19 protein-coding genes are annotated in these 20,071 nt (G+C 64.3%); 13 read left to right on the forward strand and 6 right to left on the reverse strand.

Annotation, left to right across the window (positions count from 1 at the left end):
- Positions 1–35 precede the first annotated feature (35 nt).
- Positions 36–1,580 carry a murein biosynthesis integral membrane protein MurJ gene (gene murJ, locus Q352_RS0114390; protein ID WP_028499946.1) on the reverse strand — a complete coding sequence of 515 codons (1,545 nt, stop codon included), beginning with the start codon at positions 1,578–1,580 and terminating at the stop codon, positions 36–38.
- A 187-nt stretch (positions 1,581–1,767) separates the two neighbouring features.
- On the opposite strand from murJ, the gene rpsT reads away from it, so the two are divergent.
- Both rpsT and Q352_RS0114400 read left to right on the forward strand, forming a co-directional pair.
- Positions 1,768–2,034 (forward strand): 30S ribosomal protein S20, encoded by a 267-nt coding sequence (gene rpsT, locus Q352_RS0114395; RefSeq protein WP_028499947.1) that lies wholly within the window; start codon positions 1,768–1,770, stop codon positions 2,032–2,034.
- 81 nt (positions 2,035–2,115) lie between these two features.
- The gene (locus Q352_RS0114400; RefSeq protein ID WP_028499948.1) at positions 2,116–3,189 is read left to right on the forward strand and encodes a phospholipase A; all 1,074 of its coding nucleotides are present in this window, start codon (positions 2,116–2,118) and stop codon (positions 3,187–3,189) included.
- Between the two features lie 281 nt (positions 3,190–3,470).
- On the opposite strand, the gene Q352_RS0114405 is transcribed toward Q352_RS0114400, so the two are convergent.
- From Q352_RS0114405 to fabI, 3 genes are read right to left on the reverse strand one after another with little or no spacing between them, the layout of a single operon-like run.
- A complete protein-coding gene (locus tag Q352_RS0114405; RefSeq protein ID WP_028499949.1) occupies positions 3,471–4,640 on the reverse strand; it encodes an acetate/propionate family kinase in 1,170 nt (389 codons plus the stop codon).
- On the reverse strand, positions 4,637–5,566 hold the full coding sequence (locus Q352_RS0114410; protein WP_028499950.1) for a bifunctional enoyl-CoA hydratase/phosphate acetyltransferase: 930 nt from the start codon (positions 5,564–5,566) through the stop codon (positions 4,637–4,639). The genes Q352_RS0114405 and Q352_RS0114410 overlap by 4 nt, the downstream gene beginning before the upstream one ends.
- 43 nt (positions 5,567–5,609) lie before the next feature.
- On the reverse strand, positions 5,610–6,386 hold the full coding sequence (gene fabI / locus Q352_RS0114415) for an enoyl-ACP reductase FabI (protein ID WP_028499951.1): 777 nt from the start codon (positions 6,384–6,386) through the stop codon (positions 5,610–5,612).
- A 291-nt stretch (positions 6,387–6,677) separates the two neighbouring features.
- Between fabI and Q352_RS0114420 the strand changes: the two genes are divergently transcribed.
- The 3 genes from Q352_RS0114420 (at position 6,678) to aspS (ending at position 9,419) form a co-directional block, all read left to right on the forward strand.
- Positions 6,678–6,920, forward strand: a complete 243-nt coding sequence (locus tag Q352_RS0114420; RefSeq protein ID WP_028499952.1) for an FmdB family zinc ribbon protein — start codon at positions 6,678–6,680, stop codon at positions 6,918–6,920.
- Positions 6,921–6,923: 3 nt separating this feature from the next.
- Positions 6,924–7,547: a DUF502 domain-containing protein gene (locus Q352_RS0114425; protein WP_036386489.1), complete on the forward strand. Its 624-nt coding sequence runs from the start codon at positions 6,924–6,926 to the stop codon at positions 7,545–7,547.
- 66 nt (positions 7,548–7,613) lie between these two features.
- The gene (gene aspS / locus Q352_RS0114430) at positions 7,614–9,419 is read left to right on the forward strand and encodes an aspartate--tRNA ligase (RefSeq protein WP_028499954.1); all 1,806 of its coding nucleotides are present in this window, start codon (positions 7,614–7,616) and stop codon (positions 9,417–9,419) included.
- A 70-nt stretch (positions 9,420–9,489) separates the two neighbouring features.
- Here aspS and scpC read toward each other — a convergent pair whose 3' ends face one another.
- Positions 9,490–10,989, reverse strand: a complete 1,500-nt coding sequence (gene scpC, locus Q352_RS0114435) for a succinyl-CoA:acetate CoA-transferase ScpC (RefSeq protein ID WP_028499955.1) — start codon at positions 10,987–10,989, stop codon at positions 9,490–9,492.
- A gap of 457 nt (positions 10,990–11,446) precedes the next feature.
- On the opposite strand from scpC, the gene Q352_RS0114440 reads away from it, so the two are divergent.
- From Q352_RS0114440 to Q352_RS0114450, 3 genes are all read left to right on the forward strand, one after another.
- Positions 11,447–12,064, forward strand: a complete 618-nt coding sequence (locus tag Q352_RS0114440; protein WP_028499956.1) for a peroxiredoxin — start codon at positions 11,447–11,449, stop codon at positions 12,062–12,064.
- A gap of 114 nt (positions 12,065–12,178) precedes the next feature.
- Entirely contained in the window at positions 12,179–13,333 is a 1,155-nt protein-coding gene (zapE, locus tag Q352_RS0114445) for a cell division protein ZapE (protein WP_199489872.1), read from the forward strand.
- A complete protein-coding gene (locus Q352_RS0114450; RefSeq protein WP_028499958.1) occupies positions 13,330–13,647 on the forward strand; it encodes a YnfA family protein in 318 nt (105 codons plus the stop codon). The genes zapE and Q352_RS0114450 overlap by 4 nt, the downstream gene beginning before the upstream one ends.
- Positions 13,648–13,653: 6 nt before the next feature.
- Here Q352_RS0114450 and Q352_RS21300 read toward each other — a convergent pair whose 3' ends face one another.
- Positions 13,654–14,475 (reverse strand): SPOR domain-containing protein, encoded by an 822-nt coding sequence (locus tag Q352_RS21300; RefSeq protein ID WP_051528988.1) that lies wholly within the window; start codon positions 14,473–14,475, stop codon positions 13,654–13,656.
- A gap of 269 nt (positions 14,476–14,744) precedes the next feature.
- On the opposite strand from Q352_RS21300, the gene ndk reads away from it, so the two are divergent.
- The 5 genes from ndk to hisS all read left to right on the forward strand — a co-directional run bounded on the left by ndk (position 14,745) and on the right by hisS (position 20,067).
- Positions 14,745–15,170, forward strand: coding sequence for a nucleoside-diphosphate kinase (gene ndk, locus Q352_RS0114460; RefSeq protein WP_028499959.1), 426 nt, complete (start codon positions 14,745–14,747; stop codon positions 15,168–15,170).
- Between the two features lie 56 nt (positions 15,171–15,226).
- Positions 15,227–16,315, forward strand: coding sequence for a dual-specificity RNA methyltransferase RlmN (gene rlmN, locus Q352_RS0114465; protein ID WP_028499960.1), 1,089 nt, complete (start codon positions 15,227–15,229; stop codon positions 16,313–16,315).
- Positions 16,316–16,460: 145 nt separating this feature from the next.
- On the forward strand, positions 16,461–17,378 hold the full coding sequence (locus tag Q352_RS22425; RefSeq protein WP_028499961.1) for a helix-turn-helix domain-containing protein: 918 nt from the start codon (positions 16,461–16,463) through the stop codon (positions 17,376–17,378).
- A gap of 3 nt (positions 17,379–17,381) precedes the next feature.
- Positions 17,382–18,653: a flavodoxin-dependent (E)-4-hydroxy-3-methylbut-2-enyl-diphosphate synthase gene (gene ispG / locus Q352_RS0114475; protein WP_199489871.1), complete on the forward strand. Its 1,272-nt coding sequence runs from the start codon at positions 17,382–17,384 to the stop codon at positions 18,651–18,653.
- Positions 18,654–18,795: 142 nt separating this feature from the next.
- Positions 18,796–20,067 carry a histidine--tRNA ligase gene (gene hisS / locus Q352_RS0114480; RefSeq protein ID WP_028499963.1) on the forward strand — a complete coding sequence of 424 codons (1,272 nt, stop codon included), beginning with the start codon at positions 18,796–18,798 and terminating at the stop codon, positions 20,065–20,067.
- Positions 20,068–20,071: the final 4 nt, after the last annotated feature.

Raw genomic sequence — 20,071 nt, forward strand, 5'->3', positions numbered from 1 at the left:
CAACTGGAAGGCCGCTTTTCTTCAAGGCAACTGCGTCAGGCCGCGAGGCGTTCGCGCCAGACAAAGTCGCGCAGGCGGAAGCCAAGCGCGAACAGCAGGGCGAAATAGCTGGCGGCGCCGCCGACCACCAGCACGCCCAGCCACAGCGCCCGCTGCCACGCGTGGCCGTGCCAGTCGGTCGGCAGCACCTGCAGCAGTCCGTACAGCACGGCGGCCATGCCGATCACGGCAATGACCACTTTCAGCCCGAACGACATCCAGCCGGCCTGCGGCATATAAATGCCGTGGCGCAGCAGCTGGAACAGCAGCAGGGCGGCATTCAGGCAGGCGCCGAGGCCGATGGCCAGCGCCAGCCCGGCATGCTGCAGTGACTGGATGAAGACCAGGTTCATCAACTGGGTCAGGATCAGCGTGGTGATGGCGATCTTGACCGGCGTCTTCAGGTTCTGGCGCGCATAGAAGCCCGGCGCCAGCACCTTGACCAGAATCAGCCCGAGCAGGCCCACCGAGTAGGCAATCAGCGCGCGCTGGGTCATGTCGGCATCCAGCGGGCTGAACTTGCCGTACATGAACAGGGTGGCGATCAGCGGCTTGGACAGCACGCCGAGCGCGACGGCGGACGGCAGTGCCAGCAGCACCGACAGGCGGATGCCCCAGTCGAGCAGGCGCGAGAAGGTGGCGGTATCGTCGCTGGCCGCATGGCGGGACAGGCTCGGCAGCAGGATGGTGCCGAGTGCGACGCCGAGAATGCCGGTGGGGAATTCCATCAGCCGGTCGGCGTAGTACATCCACGACACGCTGCCGGAGACCAGGAACGACGCAAAAATGGTGTTGATGACCAGCGAGATCTGGCTGATCGACACGCCGAAGATCGCCGGGCCCATCTGGCGGACGATGCGCATCACTGCGGCGTCGCGGAAACCGAAGCGCGGCATGGGCAGCATGCGCAGCTTTTTCAGGTACGGCAGCATGAAGCCCAGCTGCACCACGCCGCCGGCGAATACCGCCCACGCCAGCGCCATCACCGGCGGGTGGAAGTACGGCGCCAGGAAAGCGGCGAACACGATAAAGCAGATGTTCAGGAAGGTCGGGGCGAAGGCCGGAATCGAGAACTGGTTATAGGTATTGAGCACGCTGCTGGCCAGCGAGGCCAGCGAGATCAGCAGAATATAGGGAAAGGTGACGCGCAGCATCGACACGGTCAGGTCGAACTTGGTGGCGTCGGTGGTGAAGCCTGGCGCCGTCACCCAGATCACCCAGGGCGCCGCCAGCATGCCGACCACGGTCACCACCAGCAGCGAGGCGGCCAGCACACCGCTGACGTTGGCCAGCAGCACGCGGGTATCGTCTTCACCGCGTTTCTGCTTGTATTCGGCCAGCACCGGCACGAAGGCCTGCGAGAACGCGCCCTCGGCGAAGATGCGGCGCAACAGGTTGGGCAGCTTGAAGGCGACGAAGAAGGCGTCGGTGGCGAAGCCGGCACCAAAGGCACGCGCGATGACGGCATCGCGGATAAAACCCAGTATGCGGGAAACCAGCGTCATCCCGCTGACGGTGACCAGGGCTTTGAGCAGATTCATGTTGTTGTCAGAACTGTAGCTGGCGCAAAGGCGCGATGGTACGGCGAGAAGCGGTACAAAACCAGCGTGCCGAAATGGCCCCGCACGGCAGAAAGACAAATCGTGCTAAGTCATTGTTGTTGCAAAAGCAGGGGCTCATCCTTACAATCGCGTGTTTTACAGAATCCGCTCACCAGGAGAATCATTCATGGCAAACAGCGCACAAGCTCGCAAGCGCGCCCGCCAGGCCCTGAAGGCCCGCGCGCAGAACGCCAGCCTGCGTACCGCTTATCGCACCGCGGTCAAAAAAGTAATCAAGTCGATCGAAGCAGGCGACAAGGCTGCGGCGCAAGCCGTGTTCCAGGTCTCCGGCAGTGTGATGGATCGCATCGCCGACAAGGGCGTGTTCCACAAGAACAAGGCCGCTCGCCAGAAGAGCCGCCTGTCGTCCGCTATCAAGGCTATGGCTGCCTGATAGTCTGGTACGATTCCAGAATGCACAAGGCTTCGCAATTGCGAAGCCTTTTGTATTTCTGTCATACGGAGACTGTCCATCATGCGATTGCCTCTCTTGCTGCCCTGTATGGTGCTGGCCGGCGCCGCACAGGCGGCGGTCCCGCTGACCGATGCGCTGGCACACTGTCGCGCGCTCGGCGAGGATGCCGCCCGGCTGACCTGTTATGACAGCCTGACCGCGCAGCCGCCGGACCCGACGGCGCCACCGGCCGAACGTGCGGCCCAGGCTGCCAGCGCTCCGACCACCGGGGAAGTGCAGAACAGCACCGACACGGCGACGACACCCGCAGAGCCGGTCGTCGCCTGGCGCACGCCGCTGACGCGGCTGTGGGATCTCGACACCTCGGACAAGCGGGGCACCTTCACCCTGCGCGCCTACCGGCCCAACTACGTGCTGCCGGTGTGGCAGAACTTCAATCCGAGCAATCGTGCCCAGTCGCCAAGCCAGCCGCAGACGCCGCTGTTCGATGCGGTGCAGAACACCGAAGCCAAGTTCCAGATTTCGTTCAAGACCAAGCTGTGGCAGGACATGTTCGATACCCCGGCCGACCTGTGGTTCGGCTATACCCAGCAATCGCACTGGCAGGTGTACAACAAGTCGCAGTCGTCGCCGTTCCGCAACACCGACTATGAGCCGGAATTGATGCTGACCGTACCGACCAGCCAGTCGCTGTGGGGCTGGAAGCTGGCGATGGTCGGCGGCGGCCTGGTCCACCAGTCGAATGGTCAGGACGACCCGCTGTCGCGCAGCTGGAACCGGATCTACGCCATGGCCGGCCTCGAACGCGGGCCGTGGACGGTGCTCGGTCGCGCCTGGTACCGGCTGCCGGAAGGCGGCGGGGGCGACAACCCGGACATTACCGACTACATGGGGCATGGTGACGTCCAGCTGATCTACAGCCGCGACGGTTCGCACACCTTCTCGGCGCTGGGCCGGCTCAATGCGGCGACCGGCAAGGGCATGCTGCAGCTTGAATACAGCTTTCCGATCCATGGCCGCCTGCGCGGCTTCGTCCAGTACGTGAACGGCTATGGCGAAAGCCTGATTGACTACAACCACGCCAACAGTTCGCTCGGCATCGGCCTGATGCTGACCGACTGGCTGGAGATGTAGCGGGCGCGGCCAGGAGAAAGCAAAAAACCGCCGTGAGCTTTCCTCACGGCGGTTCAGACTGTCCATCAACCCCGTTCACGAAGAACGGACGAGCGAAGCGGGGGTTTCCCGCGGCGGCGGGAACGGAAGAGACAGGATTCCATCAGGCAGACTGCCGTGCACGACAGTTTCTGTCAGTCGGGCCTGCACCGACACGCCATGGTGAACGTCGGTGCCCGCCTTTATGAACAGTCCGGGCCCCCGGAACGAAGCGTTCCGGGGACTTTTCCTGTCTGACGGCTTCAGGCCGGGATCAGTGCGGCGGCTTCGCGCGCCATCTGGCCTTCCTCGTCGGTCGGAATCACCCAGATGCCACGCGGGCTGTCCACGGTCGAGATCCGCAGCGCATTGCTGTCGTTGGCCGCCGCGTCCAGCTGGAAGCCGAGCCAGGACAGCCGTTCGACGATGCGACGACGGACCGGCGTGCTGCGCTCGCCGATGCCGGCGGTGAACACGATGTGGTCGAGTCCGCCGGCCTGGACCGCCAGTGCACCGACTTCGCGCGCTGCACGGTAGCAGAACAGCTCCACCGCCTCGTTCGCTTCCGGCCGGTCGTTGTCCTGCAGGTCGCGCATGTCGGCCGAGATGCCGGATACCCCCAGCAAGCCCGAACGCTTGTAGATCTCGCTGCGCACATTGGCGACGTTCATGCCGGCCTGTTCCTGCCAGTACAGCACCACCTCGGGATCGAGACCGCCAGGGCGGGTGCTCATCAACAGCCCGTCGGCGGCCGAGAAGCCCATGCTGCTGGCCACGCTGCGGCGCTGGTGCAGCGCGCAGGCGCTGGCACCACTGCCGAGGTGCAGCACCACCACCCGCTGTTCGGCGGCGTCGGGGCCGATCAGCGCCGGCAGCTTGTGGGCAATGGTGGCATACGACAGACCGTGGAAGCCGTAGCGCTGCACGCCCCGGTCATGCCAGTGGCGGGCAATGCCGAAGCGGGCGGCCAGCGGGTCCTGGGTGGTGTGGAACGCGGTATCGAAGCAGCCGATCTGCGGCGTATCCGGGGCGATGGTGGTCAGCGCGTCGATGGCGGCCAGCGCCACCGGCTGGTGCAGCGGCGCCAGTGACGACAGTTCGCGCAGGGCATCGATGGTGGCGGTATCCAGCCGTGTCGCCTGGCGGAAGCGGGTGCCGCCGTGGACGATGCGGTGAACCACGGCCACCGGGTGCCAGCCATGCGTATCCAGCTGGGCCAGCACCGCACCCAGCGCGGCGGCATGACCGCTTTCCCCCAGCGACTGGTCGACCAGCACGCTGCCGTCGGCAGCGGTCAGCGTCAGGTGCGCGCGACCGCGCCCGACGCCATCGACCAGCCCCTTGGCCAGTGCGACATCGCTGCCGGGCAGGAAGCAGCGGAACTTCAGCGTCGCGGAGCCTGCGTTCAGCGCCAGCAACACATTGCAGCTCATGCCTTGCCTCCGGCCCGGTAATGGGCCAGCACATTGGCGACCGCCGCCGATGCGAGGCGACCGTGCGCGTCTTCGGCGCGGCTGGTCAGCACGATCGGCACCCGGGCGCCCATCACGATGCCGGCCGACGCGGCGTCGGCAAGATAGGTCAGCTGCTTGGCCAGCATATTGCCCGACTCCAGGTCCGGCACCACCAGGATGTCCGGCTCGCCGGCAACCTTGGACAGAATGCCCTTGGTGTCGGCCGCCTCGTGCGAGATGGCGTTGTCGAAGGCCAGCGGGCCGTCGAGCATGGCGCCGCGAATCTGGCCGCGATCGGCCATCTTGCACAGGCAGGCCGCGTCGATGGTCGACTGCATGTCCGGATTGACCATTTCCACCGCTGCCAGAATGGCGACCTTCGGCATGGGGACGCCGAGCGCATGGGCCAGGTCGATGGCGTTCTGGGTGATGTCGACCTTGGTCTTCAGGTTCGGCGCGATATTGATCGCCGCATCGGTGATGAACAGCGGTCGCGGATAGGTCGATACCCGCATGATGAACACGTGGCTGATGCGACGGTCGGTGCGGATGCCGAGATTGCGGTCCAGCGCGGCGGACATGAACTCGTCGGTATGCAGGCTGCCCTTCATCAGCGCCTGCGCTTCGCCGCTGCGGACCAGCTCGACGGCCTTTTCCGCCGCGGCATGGCTGTGCTCGACGTCGACGACGCGATAACGGCCGAGGTCGATGTCCAGCGTGTTGGCAAGCTTGTCGAGCTTGCTGCGCGGGGCGACCAGGATCGGCTCGATCAGCCCGTGCTGGGCCGACTCGATGGCGCCGAGCAGCGATTCCGTGCTGCACGGGTGGCAGACCGACATGGTGATCGCCCCATGGGCTTTGGCCTGGGCGATCAGGGGATCAAAGGCGCGTTCGTCTCGATTCATGGTGACGGTCCTGGATTAAGCGGTGGAAAGGGGGGCGGGGTGATCAGACCATGTGGTGGAAGCCGCGGTCGACGTAGACCGTCTCGCCGGTCAGCGCGCGGCCGGCGTCGGAAATCAGGAACGCGGTGGTCATGCCGACATCTTCGATATCGACCAGCTTGTGTTCCGGCGTCTTGGCGATGGCATCCTCGATCAGGCGATCGAAGTGGGCGATGCCGCTGGCGGCGCGGGTGCGCAGCGGTCCCGGCGACACGGCATTGACGCGGATGCGCTTGCGGCCCAGCTCGGCGGCCAGGTAGCGGACGGTGGATTCCAGCGCGGCTTTGACCGGGCCCATCACGTTATAGTTCTCCACCACCTTGTCGGCGCCATAGTAGGTCATGGTGACGATGGTGCCGCCGTCGGTCATCAGCGGTTCGGCCAGTCGGGCCATCTCGATCAGCGAGTAGCACGACACGCGCATCGCCTGGCCAAAGCCTTCGGCCGAGCAGTCGGTCACGCGGCCGTGCAGGTCGTCCATCGGGCAGAAGGCGATCGAGTGGATCACGAAGTCGAGCTTGCCCCACTTCTTTTCGATCTCGGCGAACACGGCTTCCAGCTGGCCCGGGACCTCGACGTCCATCGGCATGATGATGCCGGCGCCCAGCGATTCGGCCAGCGGGCGCACAAAGCGTTCGGCCTTCTCGTTCAGGTAGGTGACGGCGAACTCGGCGCCGCACTGCTTCAGGACCTCGGCGCAACCGTAGGCGATGGAGTTGTCGTTGGCGATGCCGACGATAAGGCCTTTTTTGCCGGCGATGACGTTGGACAGGTTCTGCATGTAAAGCTCCCGTGCTGGATGACAGCAATAAAATAACAACAGCTAATGACAAACACCTTAAACCACGCCGCTCTGATGACATGGTCAGTCACGCGTTGCAGCGTTTTTTCTTTGCGCCGGCAGTGCGCTATACTTTGCCGTTTGCAAATACCGTATAAGCATACAGGCTGTATGGTATTTTTGCTGCAATGCAGCAAGATGTCATCATGACAATATCTCATCCGACATTTTTCCGATACCGAACGCAAGCGCCGTGCCATGTACACGGTCATGCCAGAGAGAACGACGGTCATGCCGATCTATGAATACCGCTGCGGGAGCTGCGGACACGAGCAGGAACACCTGCAGAAGCTGTCCGCCGACCCGATTGCCGCCTGCCCGCAATGCGGCGGCGGCGATTATGCCAAGCAGTTGTCCGCCGTGGGCGGGTTCCAGCTGAAAGGCGGCGGTTTTTACGCCACCGACTTCAAGAACAAGGCGCCTGCCTGTCCCGCGTCCGCCGCACAGGGTGGCGGTTGCGGAGGCTGCGGCTGAGCGATGCTGAGAGTCCGTCTTACACTGAAGGGTTACCTGGTCACCGGTTTCCTGATCTGGTTGCCGCTGGCGGTGACATTGTGGGTGCTCGACCTGATCGTCAGCACCATGGACCAGACGCTGGACTGGCTGCCGGGCTCCTGGCAGCCGCAGTCGCTGATCGGCTTCCACATTCCCGGCCTCGGTCTGCTGTTCGCGCTGCTGGTGATGATTTTCACCGGCGCGTTCGCCGCCAACATCCTCGGCCAGAAACTGGTCGGCTTCTGGGATGCGCTGATGGGGCGCATTCCGGTGGTGAAATCGATCTACTCCAGCGTCAAGCAGGTCAGCGACACCCTGCTGTCCGGCTCGGGACAATCGTTCCGCAAGGCGCTGCTGGTGCAGTTTCCGCACCAGGATGCCTGGACCATCGCCTTCCTGACCGGTCATCCGGGCAAGGGCGTCATCGAGCACCTGGGCGGCGAGGAATATGTCAGCGTCTACGTCCCGACCACGCCGAACCCGACCTCGGGCTATTTCGTCATGGTCCGGAAGGCCGACACCCATGAACTGGACATGAGCGTGGACGACGCGCTCAAGTACATCATCTCGATGGGCGTAGTGACGCCCGGACAGAAAACCCGTTAATTCCAACAGGGGGCCCTGCCGGCCGTGTGGCCGGCGGGGTGCTCCAAAATCGAAAGTCAGCACACCATGCGTACCGATTACTGCGGACTCATCGACACCCGCTTTCTCGGCCAGACCGTGACGGTCAAGGGCTGGGTTCATCGTCGTCGTGACCACGGCGGCGTCATCTTCATCGACCTGCGCGACCGCGAGGGTCTGGTGCAGGTCGTCATCGATCCGGACACGCCGGAAGCCTTCAGCACCGCCGACAGCGCGCGCAACGAATTCGTGCTGTCGATCAGCGGCATCGTGCGCAATCGCCCGGAAGGGACCGTCAATACCGGTCTGGTGTCGGGCCAGATCGAAATCCTGGCCAAGGACATCGAGATCCTGAACACGGCTGCCACGCCGCCGTTCCAGATTGACGACGAAAACCTGTCCGAAACCGTGCGTCTGACCAACCGCGTCATCGACCTGCGCCGTCCGGCCATGCAGAAGAACCTGCGCCTGCGCTACCGCGTGGCGATGGGCGTGCGCCAGTACCTGGACAAGCAGGGCTTCATCGACATCGAAACGCCGATCCTCGGCCGTTCGACCCCGGAAGGCGCTCGCGACTACCTGGTGCCGAGCCGCGTGCATCCGGGCTCGTTCTTCGCGCTGCCGCAAAGCCCGCAGCTGTTCAAGCAGCTGCTGATGGTGGCCGGCTTCGACCGCTACTACCAGATCACCAAGTGTTTCCGCGACGAAGACCTGCGTGCCGACCGTCAGCCTGAATTCACCCAGATCGACCTGGAAACCTCGTTCCTGAACGAGGGCGAGATCATGGACATCACCGAAGGCATGACGCGCGAGATCTTCCGCGACGTGATGCAGGTCGAGCTTGGCGATTTCCCGCGCATGAGCTATCAGGATGCGATGTTCTACTACGGTTCGGACAAGCCGGACCTGCGCGTCAGCCTCAAGTTCACCGAGCTGACCGACCTGATGAAGACCGAGACGTTCAAGGTCTTCCGCGGGGCGGCCGATCTGCCGAACGGTCGCGTGGTGGCGTTGCGCGTGCCGGGCGGTTCCAGCATCAGCCGCAAGGAAATCGACGACTACACCCAGTTTGTCAGCATCTACGGTGCCAAGGGTCTGGCGTACATCAAGGTCAACGACAAGAGCAAGATCACCAATGACGAAACCAGCGGCCTGCAGTCGCCGATCGTCAAGTTCCTGTCGGTCGACGCGCTGAACGAAATCATGACCCGCACCGGCGCCGACAACGGCGACATCATCTTCTTTGGCGCCGACAAGGCCAAGGTGGTGAACGAAGCCATTGGCGCGCTGCGACTGAAGATCGGTCACGCACGCGGCGAGGCCGGCGGCTACTTCGTGCGCGAATGGCGCCCGCTGTGGGTGGTCGACTTCCCGATGTTCGAGTACGACGAGGACGAAGACCGCTGGACGGCCTGCCACCATCCGTTCACGTCGCCGAAGCCGGGTCACGAAGACCTGATGGAAAGCGATCCGGCCAACTGCCTGGCCCGTGCCTACGACATGGTGCTGAACGGCTGGGAAATCGGCGGCGGTTCGGTGCGTATCCACCGTGCCGAAGTGCAGGAAAAGGTGTTCTCCGCGCTGAAGATTTCGGCCGAGGAACAGCAGAACAAGTTCGGCTTCCTGCTCGACAACCTGAAGTTCGGCGCGCCGCCGCATGGTGGCCTGGCCTTCGGTCTCGACCGTCTGGTGACGCTGATGGCCGGTGCGGAGTCGATCCGCGACGTGATCGCGTTCCCGAAGACCCAGCGCGCACAGTGCCTGCTGACCAATGCACCGAACGTCGTCGACGACAAGCAGCTCAAGGAACTGAGCCTGCGTCTGCGCCAGAAGGCAGAAACGCCGACCGCCTGAGTTATCGGGCTCGTGGCATGAAAAAAAGCCGACCTGTAACGGGTCGGCTTTTTGTCGTTCCGGGCCTGGCTTAGACGGCGGTGGCCAGCATCGAGCCGGTTTCGCGGTAGCGCACATGCAGCTCGAAGGCGCGTTCGAGCCGGTGCGGCGTCTGGCCGCCCAGCGTCAGTGCGTCGCGGTAGTAATCGCGCAGCAGGTCGCGGTACAGCGGGTGGGTACAGTTGTCGATGATCACCCTGGCCCGTTCGCGCGGCGCCAGACCGCGCAGGTCGGCCAGACCCTGCTCGGTGACGATGATGTCCACGTCGTGCTCGTTGTGGTCGCAGTGCGACACCATGGGCACCACGCTGGAGACATTGCCGTTCTTGGCGATCGACTTGGTGGCGAAAATGGCGAAATAGGCATTGCGGGCAAAGTCGCCCGAGCCGCCGATGCCGTTCATCATGTGCGTGCCGCCGACGTGGGTCGAGTTCACATTGCCGTAGATGTCGACTTCCAGTGCGGTATTCAGCGCGATCAGGCCGAGGCGGCGGATCACTTCCGGATGGTTGCTGACCTCCTGCGGGCGCAGCACCAGCTTGTCGCGGTAGCGGTCCATGTTCTGGAACACCTGCTTGTGCTTGGCTGCCGACAGCGTGATCGACGAGCCGGAGGCAAAAGTCATCTTGCCCGAGTCCATCAGGTCGAAGGTCGAATCCTGCAGCACCTCCGAATACATGGTCAGGTTCTCGAACGGTGCATTGACGAAGCCGGCCAGCACCGCATTGGCGATGGTGCCGATGCCGGCCTGCAGCGGCGGCAGTTGTGCCGACAGGCGACCGCGCGACACTTCGTGCTTGAGGAATTCGATCAGGTGGGAGGCGATCAGTGCCGTGTCTTCGTCAGCCGGCAGCACGGTCGACGCACTGTCTGCTTTCTCGGTGATGACGATGGCGGCGATCTTTTCCAGCGGGATATGCACCGAAGTGGTGCCGACGCGGTCGTGCGGGGTGACGATGGGCAGCGGCTCGCGGGTCGGGCGCGGTTTCGGAATCCAGATGTCGTGCAGGCCTTCCAGTGCCGGCGACTGGCTCAGGTTGATCTCGACGATCACCTTCTCGGCCAGGATGGCGAAGCTGGCAGAGTTGCCGACCGAGGTGGTCGGCACGATGCCGCCGTCCTCGGTGATGGCCACCGCCTCGATGATGGCGACGTCCATCGGGCCGATCTGGTTCGAGCGCAGCAGCTCGACCGTTTCCGACAGATGCTGGTCGATAAACATCACTTCGCCGCGATTGATCGCGCGGCGCAGCGTGGTGTCGACCTGGAACGGCATGCGGCGGGCCAGCACGCCGGCTTCGGTCAGCACCTTGTCGACGTCGTGGCCGAGCGAGGCGCCGGTAATCAGCGTGATGTGCAGCGGCTCGGTACGGGCGCGTTCGGCCAGCGCGATCGGGACTTCCTTGGCGTCGCCGGCGCGGGTGAACCCGCTGGTGCCGACGGTCATGCCGTCGCGGATCAGTTCGGCGGCCTTGGCCGGGGTAGTGACTCTGTCGAGCAGGGCTGCGCAGCGAATGCGTTGTTCACTCATGATGGTTTCTCCAGCCTGGTCGGCACGTCGGTGACCGGGTCGTGGACTGGCTGCCAGGCGGGCGCGGATGGCGCGGGCATGTGTGTGGGCGCGCGAGTCGGATGAAACATCACGCATGCAGTCAGTGCGGGCCGCGTTCGGGGCGCGTGTGCGGTTCTGGCGACCGTCAGGCTTGTGGTTTTGTAATGTCTCTCAGCGAGACCGCCATTAAAGCACTCCCGGCCAATACGGACAAATATGTTGTCCTATTTGCCCGCTTGCCGGCATGGCCGCCGCCCTTGAAAAAAGCCCGGCCATGCCCCATTACTAAGAGGATATGCCCGGATTCATTGATTGCCGCACGCTATGCGCGCCATTAGCCGAATCAATTGGATCGCGCCGGGACGCTTCGTTATAACGTCGGCAATCACATCGGGCGCACCTGCCCACTTTACCCGCATCAAACAAGGAGACCCTCATGGCAGTTCTGGTTGGTAAACAGGCTCCGTTCTTCGCTGACGCTGACAAGACCTTCTCGGCCGTGCTCGGCGACGGCCAGATCGTCGACAACTTCAATTTCAAGAGCGCGACCGCCGGCAAGTACGCCGTCGTGTTCTTCTACCCGCTTGACTTCACCTTCGTGTGCCCGTCGGAACTGATCGCGTTCGATCACCGCCTGGAAGAGTTCAAGAAGCACAACGTCGAAGTCATCGGCGTGTCGATCGACAGCCAGTTCACCCACAACGCCTGGCGCAACACCCCGGTGGAAAAGGGCGGTATCGGCCAGGTCGGCTACACGCTGGTCGCCGACACCAGGCATGAAATTGCCCAGGCATTCGACGTCGAATCCGAAGGCGGCGTGGCCTTCCGTGGCACCTTCCTGATCGACCGTGCCGGCCAGGTCCGTCACCAGGTCGTCAACGACCTGCCGCTGGGCCGCAATATCGACGAAGCACTGCGCATGGTCGACGCGCTGCAGTTCTTCGAAGAAAACGGCGAAGTCTGCCCGGCAGGCTGGAACAAGGGCAAGAAGGGCATGAAGGCCGACCCGAGCGGCGTCGCGTCCTACCTGGCCGAAAACGCCAAGGACCTGTAACGCCTTTGCGTTGCAAAGAAAAACCCGCCTGCCGGCGGGTTTTTTCTTTGCCTGCGCGGACCTGTCCCGCCCGGCTATGCTAGATTGCCGCTTTGCCTCCCCGTCCCTTTTCGCATGTCGCAACACGCTTTCTCTCCCGGTCAGAATACCCAGTTGTCACCCAAAGCCTGGTACGAGCAGCTGGCGGGCCGCCCCGGCTTTATCGTCGACCCGGCCCAGGCCGAGGCCATCGACCATCTGGACCGGCTGTACTTCCAGCTGATGGAATTCAAGAAACGGCGCGGCCGCTTCCTCGGCAAGAGCCTGCGCAATCCGGAAGTGCCGCGCGGGCTGTACTTCTGGGGCGGGGTCGGTCGCGGCAAGAGCTTCCTGATGGATGCGTTCTATGCGTGCGTGCCGTACCGGCGCAAGCGGCGCGTGCATTTCCACCAGTTCATGATGGAAGTGCATGCCGAACTGCGGACGCTGACCAACGAAGCCGATCCGCTGGTCACGGTCGCGCGGCGCATCGCCGAGCGGACACGGCTGATGTGCTTCGACGAATTCCACGTCTCCGACATTGCCGACGCGATGATTCTCGCCCGGCTGCTGAAGGAGCTGTTCGAGCATGGCGTGATCTTTGTCATGACCTCGAATTACCAGCCGGATGCGCTGTATCCGAACGGGCTGCAGCGGATGAATTTCCTGCCGACCATCGCACTGATCAACGAGTGGATGGATGTGCTGAACGTCGACGGGGGGCGCGACTACCGGCACCGGGAACTGACCCGTGAGCCGCTGTATGTGACGCCACTGGCCGGCAGCCAGGAACGGCTGGAAGAAATCTGGACCCGGCTGGCGCCGGGCAAGGCGCTGAAGCGCGAAATCACGCTGTTCGATCGCAAGCTGAAGTGCGTGCGGCATGTGCCCGGCGTGATCTGGTTCGACTTCATGGAAATCTGCGCCGGCCCGCGTGCGCAGACCGACTATGTCGAGATCGCCCGTGCCTATCACACCGTGTTCGTGTCCGGCATGCCGAAGCTGAGTGCCAGCCAGGCCAGTGAAGCGCGACGCTTTACCTGGCTGGTCGACGTGTTCTACGACAGCCGGGTCAAGCTGGTGATGTCGGCCGAAGTCGAGGCGGATGCGCTGTATACCGAAGGGGTGCAGGCCAGCGAGTTCTTCCGCACCGCGAGCCGGCTGTCGGAAATGCAGACCAGCGAATATCTGGCGCTGCCGCATCAGGGCGATCCGTTCGAGCGGGTGCCGGTCGACGATCTGGCGCTGTGAAGACCCTGCTGCTGTATGTGCTGACGGCGGTCGCGGAGATTGCCGGCTGCTACCTGCCGTGGCTGTGGCTGAAACGCGGCGCACCGGTCTGGGTGCTGCTGCCGGCCGCGCTGAGCCTGGCGCTGTTCGCCTGGCTGCTCAGCCTGCACGAAGCCGCCGCCGGCCGCGTCTATGCGGCATATGGCGGCGTGTATATCGGCGTGGCGCTGTTGTGGCTGTGGGGCGTGGATGGCGTGCGGCCGACCGGCTGGGATCTGGCCGGGGCGGGCATCGCGCTGGCCGGCATGGCGATCATCGCCTTCCAGCCGCGCTAGCTGCTGCTACAGCTTGCCATTCGGTGCCAGCAGCGGGGTCAGGCCCATGGCCTTCAGCTGCGTCATTGCCTCGTCCGCCTCGGCACGGGTCGTGAACGGGCCGACGCTGACCCGGGTTTCCGACTGGGCGGCGATCCCGGACTTCTTCAGGCGCTGGACCAGTGCCGTCGCATTGTCGAGATTGCTGAACAGGCCGAGCTGGATACGGTAACCGACCGAGCTGCCGTCCGGACGTGCGGCCTCGGTCGGCGGCGCGGTACGGTACGGTACCGGCGTCGGCGCCGCGGCCGCGGCAGGAGCGGGTTTGGCCGTGGCTGCCGGTTTCTGCGCGGGCGCACTCTTTGCGACCGGCGCTTCGGTTTCCCTGGCGGCGGCCTTCGCGGGCGGTGTTGCGCTGTCTCTGGTTGCTGCTTTCGGTGCCGGTGCGGCCGGCTTCTCGGTCGCCTTGCTGGCGGCGGGGTGCGCGGCGCTGGCGGCCGGTGCTGCCGCCGGTGCGGCCTTGGGCTGGGCCGGCGTCACCGGTTCGGCCGGCGCATGGGCCGGTGCCTCGGTGGCCGGTGCCGTCGGCTCGGCTGCCGCTTCGGCTGCCGGGGCGGGCTCGGCCGGCTTCTCCGTCGCGCTGTCCGGTGCCGTTTCCACCGCCGCCGGATGTGGCGGCGTGATGATGCCTTCGCTCTTTGCTGCTGGCGCGCCGCCCGGCGGCGCGACGGGGCGGGTCACGCTGTTGTAGACCGGCCAGGCGATCAGCGCCGTTGTGACGATGCCCGCCGCGATCAGCAGCGACTTGCGGGAGACGGTGGGGGTCGGTTTCTCGGTGGGTTCGGTCATAGTCCGGTCATGCGGGTGAAGCGGGCGGCCCGCCGGCGTCGGCGGGAGTCTGGGCGGGCAGGGTACAACCGGCCCGCAGGGCAAGTGTGCCGCCGGATCATTGTCCATTGGCCGGCCCGCAGACTCCCGGGTTGGAAACAGTTGTCTGTCGTTCGTCAGCCACGGCGGTGCGAATCGCGACGCCGGAGCCGCAACACTGCTAGAATATCGGGTTCATCGAAGGCATGTGCCTTCCAATTTATACCGAATTCATGTCGAGGAGACTTTGTATGGCAATCGAACGTACCCTGTCAATTGTAAAGCCTGACGCCGTGGGCAAGAACGTGATCGGCAAGATCTACGATCGTTTCGAGTCGGCTGGCCTGAAGGTTGTCGCCGCCAAGATGAAGCATCTGTCCCGCAGCGAAGCCGAAGGCTTCTACGCCGTGCACAAGGAACGTCCGTTCTTCAACGACCTGGTCCAGTTCATGATCTCCGGCCCGGTGATGATCCAGGCGCTGGAAGGCGAAAACGCCGTGCTGAAGAACCGTGACCTGATGGGCGCCACCGACCCGAAAAAGGCCGACAAGGGCACCATCCGCGCCGACTTCGCCGACTCGATCGACGCCAACGCCGTCCACGGTTCGGACAGCGCTGAAAACGCCGCGATCGAAATCGCCTACTTCTTCGCCGCTTCGGAAGTCTACTCGCGCTGATCGCGCCTGCCGCGCCGGGACGGTGTCCCGCGCGGCTTCTCACCTCGTGTTGTGCCATGAAGACCAATCTGCTCGATTTCACCCTCCCGCAACTCACCGACCATTTCGCCGCCATGGGCGAAAAGCCTTTTCGCGCCAGACAGGTGATGCGCTGGATGCACCAGATGGGCGAAAACGATTTCGGCGCCATGACCGATCTCGCCAAGAGCCTGCGCGCCAAGCTTGAACAGTCGGCCTGCGTGACCGTGCCCAGCCTGATGGCCGAGCAGCAGTCCACCGACGGCACGCGCAAGTGGCTGCTGGATGTCGGTACCGGCAACGGGGTGGAAACCGTCTTCATTCCCGAGAACGAGCGCGGCACGCTGTGCGTGTCGAGCCAGGTCGGCTGTGCGCTGGAATGCACGTTCTGCTCGACCGGGCGCCAGGGCTTCAACCGCAATCTCACCACTGCCGAGATCATCGGCCAGCTGTGGTGGGCAAACAAATCCCTGGGGGTGACGCAGAAGAACGAACGCGTCATCTCCAATGTCGTGATGATGGGCATGGGCGAACCGCTCGCCAATTACGACAATGTGGTCGCCGCGCTGCAGATCATGCTCGACGACCATGGTTACGGGCTGTCGCGCCGCCGCGTCACCGTGTCGACGTCCGGGATGGTCCCGGTCATGGACCGTCTGCGCGAGGACTGTCCGGTCGCGCTGGCCGTCAGCCTGCACGCGCCGAACGACGCCATCCGCGACGAGATCGTGCCGATCAACCGGAAATATCCGCTGCGCGAACTGCTGGCAGCCTGTCAACGCTACCTCGAGCGCGCACCGCGCGATTTCGTCACCTTTGAATATGTGATGCTTGACGGGGTGAACGACAGACCGGAACATGCCCGGCAACTGGTGGCCCTCGTCCGCGACGTGCCATGCAAATTCAACCTGATCCCGTTCAACCCGTTCCCCAACTCGGGGTACGAGCGATCGAGCAACAATGCGGTGCGCGCGTTCCGCGACATTCTGGTGGATGCCGGCCATGTCACCACGATCCGCAAAACGCGCGGCGACGATATCGATGCCGCCTGCGGGCAACTGGCCGGACAGGTTCAGGACAAGACAAAACGCAAGATTCGCTGGCTGACGGAGAATGGCGGTTCATGACCCGTTGCCGTCGATCTTTCCGTTGGCGCGAACGCACAGGTGCGATGTGTGGGGACACCAGTGAAGAAGTCGGTAAATTTTGGAACTCAAGTGCCGTCGTCCCGACCCGGACCCGGCTCAACAGTACAACGAGCGGAATCCCCAGATGACCAGTGACATCCCCCGCGAAACGGCCGCACCGATGCAATCGGCCGGCGTCATGCTGTCCAACGAGCGGATCAAGCGCGGCATTTCCATCCAGGAAGTGGCCGACCAGATCAAGCTGTCGAAGCGACAGATCGAAGCCATCGAGGCGGACAATTACGACAAATTGCCAGGACCGACCTTCGCGCGAGGCTTTGTGCGCAACTACGCACGTTTCCTGGAGATGGATGCCGCACCGCTGCTGGCCTGGCTGGACGGCCATCTGCCGAGCACGGCAGTCGCCGCAACGCCGGTCCCCGAACAGCAGACCGCCTCAGAACCGGTTGCGCCGCGTCCGGCACGGTCGGGCGGCAATGGCGGCCGGGTCGTCAAGAGCGTACTGCTGCTGGCCCTGCTCGGCATTGCCGGTTATATCGGCTATGGCGCCCTGGTCAACTACACTGCTCCGGCTGCCCCGGTGGCGGACATGGCGCAGCCGGAAGCCGGTGCGCTGGTGACCGATGCCGAAACGCCGCCGGCCGACGAGGTGCCTGAAGCGGCGCCCGCGACGACCGAAACGCCGGCGCCGGACACGTCGACGGCACCCGCTCCGGGCACCGATACCGCCGCACCGACCACTCCGTCGGCCGACACGGCCACCGCGCCGGCACCGACTGCGGCTGCGGCAGAAACGCCGGCCGCAACCGGCGCCGTCCGCATTCTGGCCAAGACCGACAGCTGGGTGTCGGTGCTGGATGCCGATGGCAACAAGCTGCTGTACGAAAAGGTTTCCGCTGGTGCCGAGAAGACCGTGACCGGCAAGCCGCCGTACCGGGTCGTGATCGGCAATGCCCAGCAGGCCGAACTGTACTTCAACGGCAAGAAGGTCGACCTGGCCGACAAGATCCGTGGCAGCACGGCAAAACTGACTCTCGAGTAAGCCATGATCGATACCGGCAGTCCCATCCCCCGGCGCGTGTCCAGACAGGCGCGCGTAGGCCATGTACTGGTCGGCGGGGACGCGCCCGTCATCGTGCAGTCGATGACCAATACCGATACCGCCGATGCCGCCGGCACGGCGGCCCAGGTCGCCGAACTGGCCGAGGCCGGCTCCGAGATCGTCCGCATCACGGTGAATTCGCCGGAAGCGGCGGCACGGGTGGCGGAAATCCGTCAGCGCCTCGATGACATGGGCTGCAACGTGCCGCTGGTGGGGGATTTCCATTTCAATGGCGATCGCCTGCTGCGCGACTATCCCGACTGCGCCCGGGCGCTGGCCAAGTTCCGCATCAACCCGGGCAACGTCGGCCGGGGTGCCAAGGGCGACGAGAAATTCTCGTTCATGATCCGGCTGGCGGCCGAACTGGACAAACCGGTACGGATCGGCGTGAACTGGGGCAGCCTCGACCAGGCGCTCGCCAACCGGCTGATGGATGAAAACAGCCGCCGGCCGCAGCCGCTGCCGGCCGAGGCGGTCATGCGCGAGGCGCTGATCGTGTCCGCGCTGGAAAACGCCGCCAGGGCCGTGGAACTGGGGCTGGATCCGGACCAGATCATCCTGTCGTGCAAGGTCAGCCATGTGCAGGACCTGATTGCGGTTTACCGCGATCTGGGCCGCCGCTGCGACTACGCGCTGCACCTCGGGCTGACCGAGGCCGGCATGGGATCGAAGGGCATCGTCGCGTCGACCGCGGCGCTGGCCGTACTGCTGCAGGAAGGCATCGGCGATACCATCCGCGTCTCGCTGACGCCGCAACCGGGCGAGTCGCGTACCCGGGAAATCATCGTCGCCCAGGAAATCCTGCAGACGATGGGCCTGCGTTCGTTCACGCCGCTGGTGACTGCCTGCCCGGGCTGTGGTCGCACCACCAGCACGGTGTTCCAGGAGCTGGCCGACCAGATCCAGACCTATCTGCGCGAGCAGATGCCGATCTGGCGGCTGCAGTATCCCGGCGTTGAAATGATGAATGTCGCGGTCATGGGCTGCGTGGTGAACGGTCCGGGCGAAAGCAAGCTGGCGGACATCGGCATCTCGCTGCCCGGCACCGGCGAAGTCCCGGTCGCGCCGGTCTATGTGGACGGCGAAAAGACGGTGACCCTGAAGGGCGACAATATTGCCGACGCCTTCCAGGACATCGTCGACGACTATGTGAAAACCCGATACGGGGAGGGCGGCAGCAAGCGTCGTCGCACGATTGCGCTGAAACCGGTCTGATGACGCGCAAGGGCGTGGAATAATCTATGCTCTTGCCTGTCCGCCGACGGGCCGCAGCATCGGGAATACCCGTGCTGCGGCCCGCTGTATTGTTCCGTACCCCATGGCAAAACCGAATCAAGACTCTCGAACAGAACTGAAGATGGCAGAAAAAATACAGGCGATTCGCGGCATGAATGATGTGTTGCCGGGCGAATCCCAGCAGTGGGAATATTTTGAGGGCGTGCTGCGCACCCTGCTGACCGATTACGGTTATCAGAACATCCGCACCCCGATCGTCGAGAACACGCCGCTGTTCGTGCGCTCGATCGGCGAAGTGACCGACATCGTCGAGAAGGAAATGTACACCTTCACCGACAGCCTGAACGGGGACAGCCTGACGCTGCGCCCGGAAGGCACGGCCGGCACGCTGCGCGCGGTGGTCGAACACAACCTGCTGTACAACGCCACGCAGCGGCTGTGGTACATGGGCCCGATGTATCGTCACGAACGGCCGCAGAAAGGCCGTTACCGGCAGTTCCACCAGGTCGGCATCGAGGCGCTCGGCTTTGCCGGCCCCGATATCGATGCCGAAATCATCATGATGACGGCGGACCTGTGGCAGCGGCTGGGCATCAGCGACTACGTGCGGCTTGAAATCAACACGCTGGGCAATGCCGACGAGCGCGCGCGCCACCGCGAAGCGCTGATCCGCTATCTGGAACAGTTCGTCGACATCCTCGACGAGGACGGCAAGCGCCGGCTGTACACCAATCCGCTGCGCGTGCTCGACACCAAGAACCCGGCGCTGCAGGCGATGGCCGATGGCGCGCCGCGCCTGATCGACTACCTTGGCGACGCATCACGCGCGCACTACGACGGCTGGAAGGCGATGATCGCCGGCATCGGCGTCGACTTCGTGGAAAACCCGCGTCTGGTGCGCGGTCTCGATTACTACAACCAGTCGGTGTTCGAGTGGGTGACCACCGAACTCGGCGCCCAGGGCACGGTCTGCGCCGGCGGGCGCTACGACGGGCTGACCGAACAGCTGGGCGGCAAGCCGGCGCCGGGCATCGGCTTTGGCATGGGCATGGAACGCGTGCTGCTGCTGCTGGCCGACAAGGGACTGCTGCCTGCCAGCAGCGGCACCGATATCTACCTGGTCAGCCAGGGCGACGGTGCGCCGCTGTACGCGATGCAGCTGGCCAAGGCGCTGCGCGCTGCCGGCTACGCGGTCATCCAGCACATGGGTGAGGGCAGCTTCAAGTCGCAAATGAAAAAAGCCGACCAGAGTGGCGCGCGTTACGCCGTCATCGTCGGCGAAAACGAACTGGCCAACGACCAGGCCGTGCTCAAGCCGCTGCGCGATGGCGGCGAGCAGGAGACGCTCGGCCGGCACGAACTTGTGGCAAAGCTTGCCGCGCTGAAATCTTAAGGGG

This window comes from Microvirgula aerodenitrificans DSM 15089 (assembly GCF_000620105.1).
GTDB lineage: Bacteria > Pseudomonadota > Gammaproteobacteria > Burkholderiales > Aquaspirillaceae > Microvirgula > Microvirgula aerodenitrificans.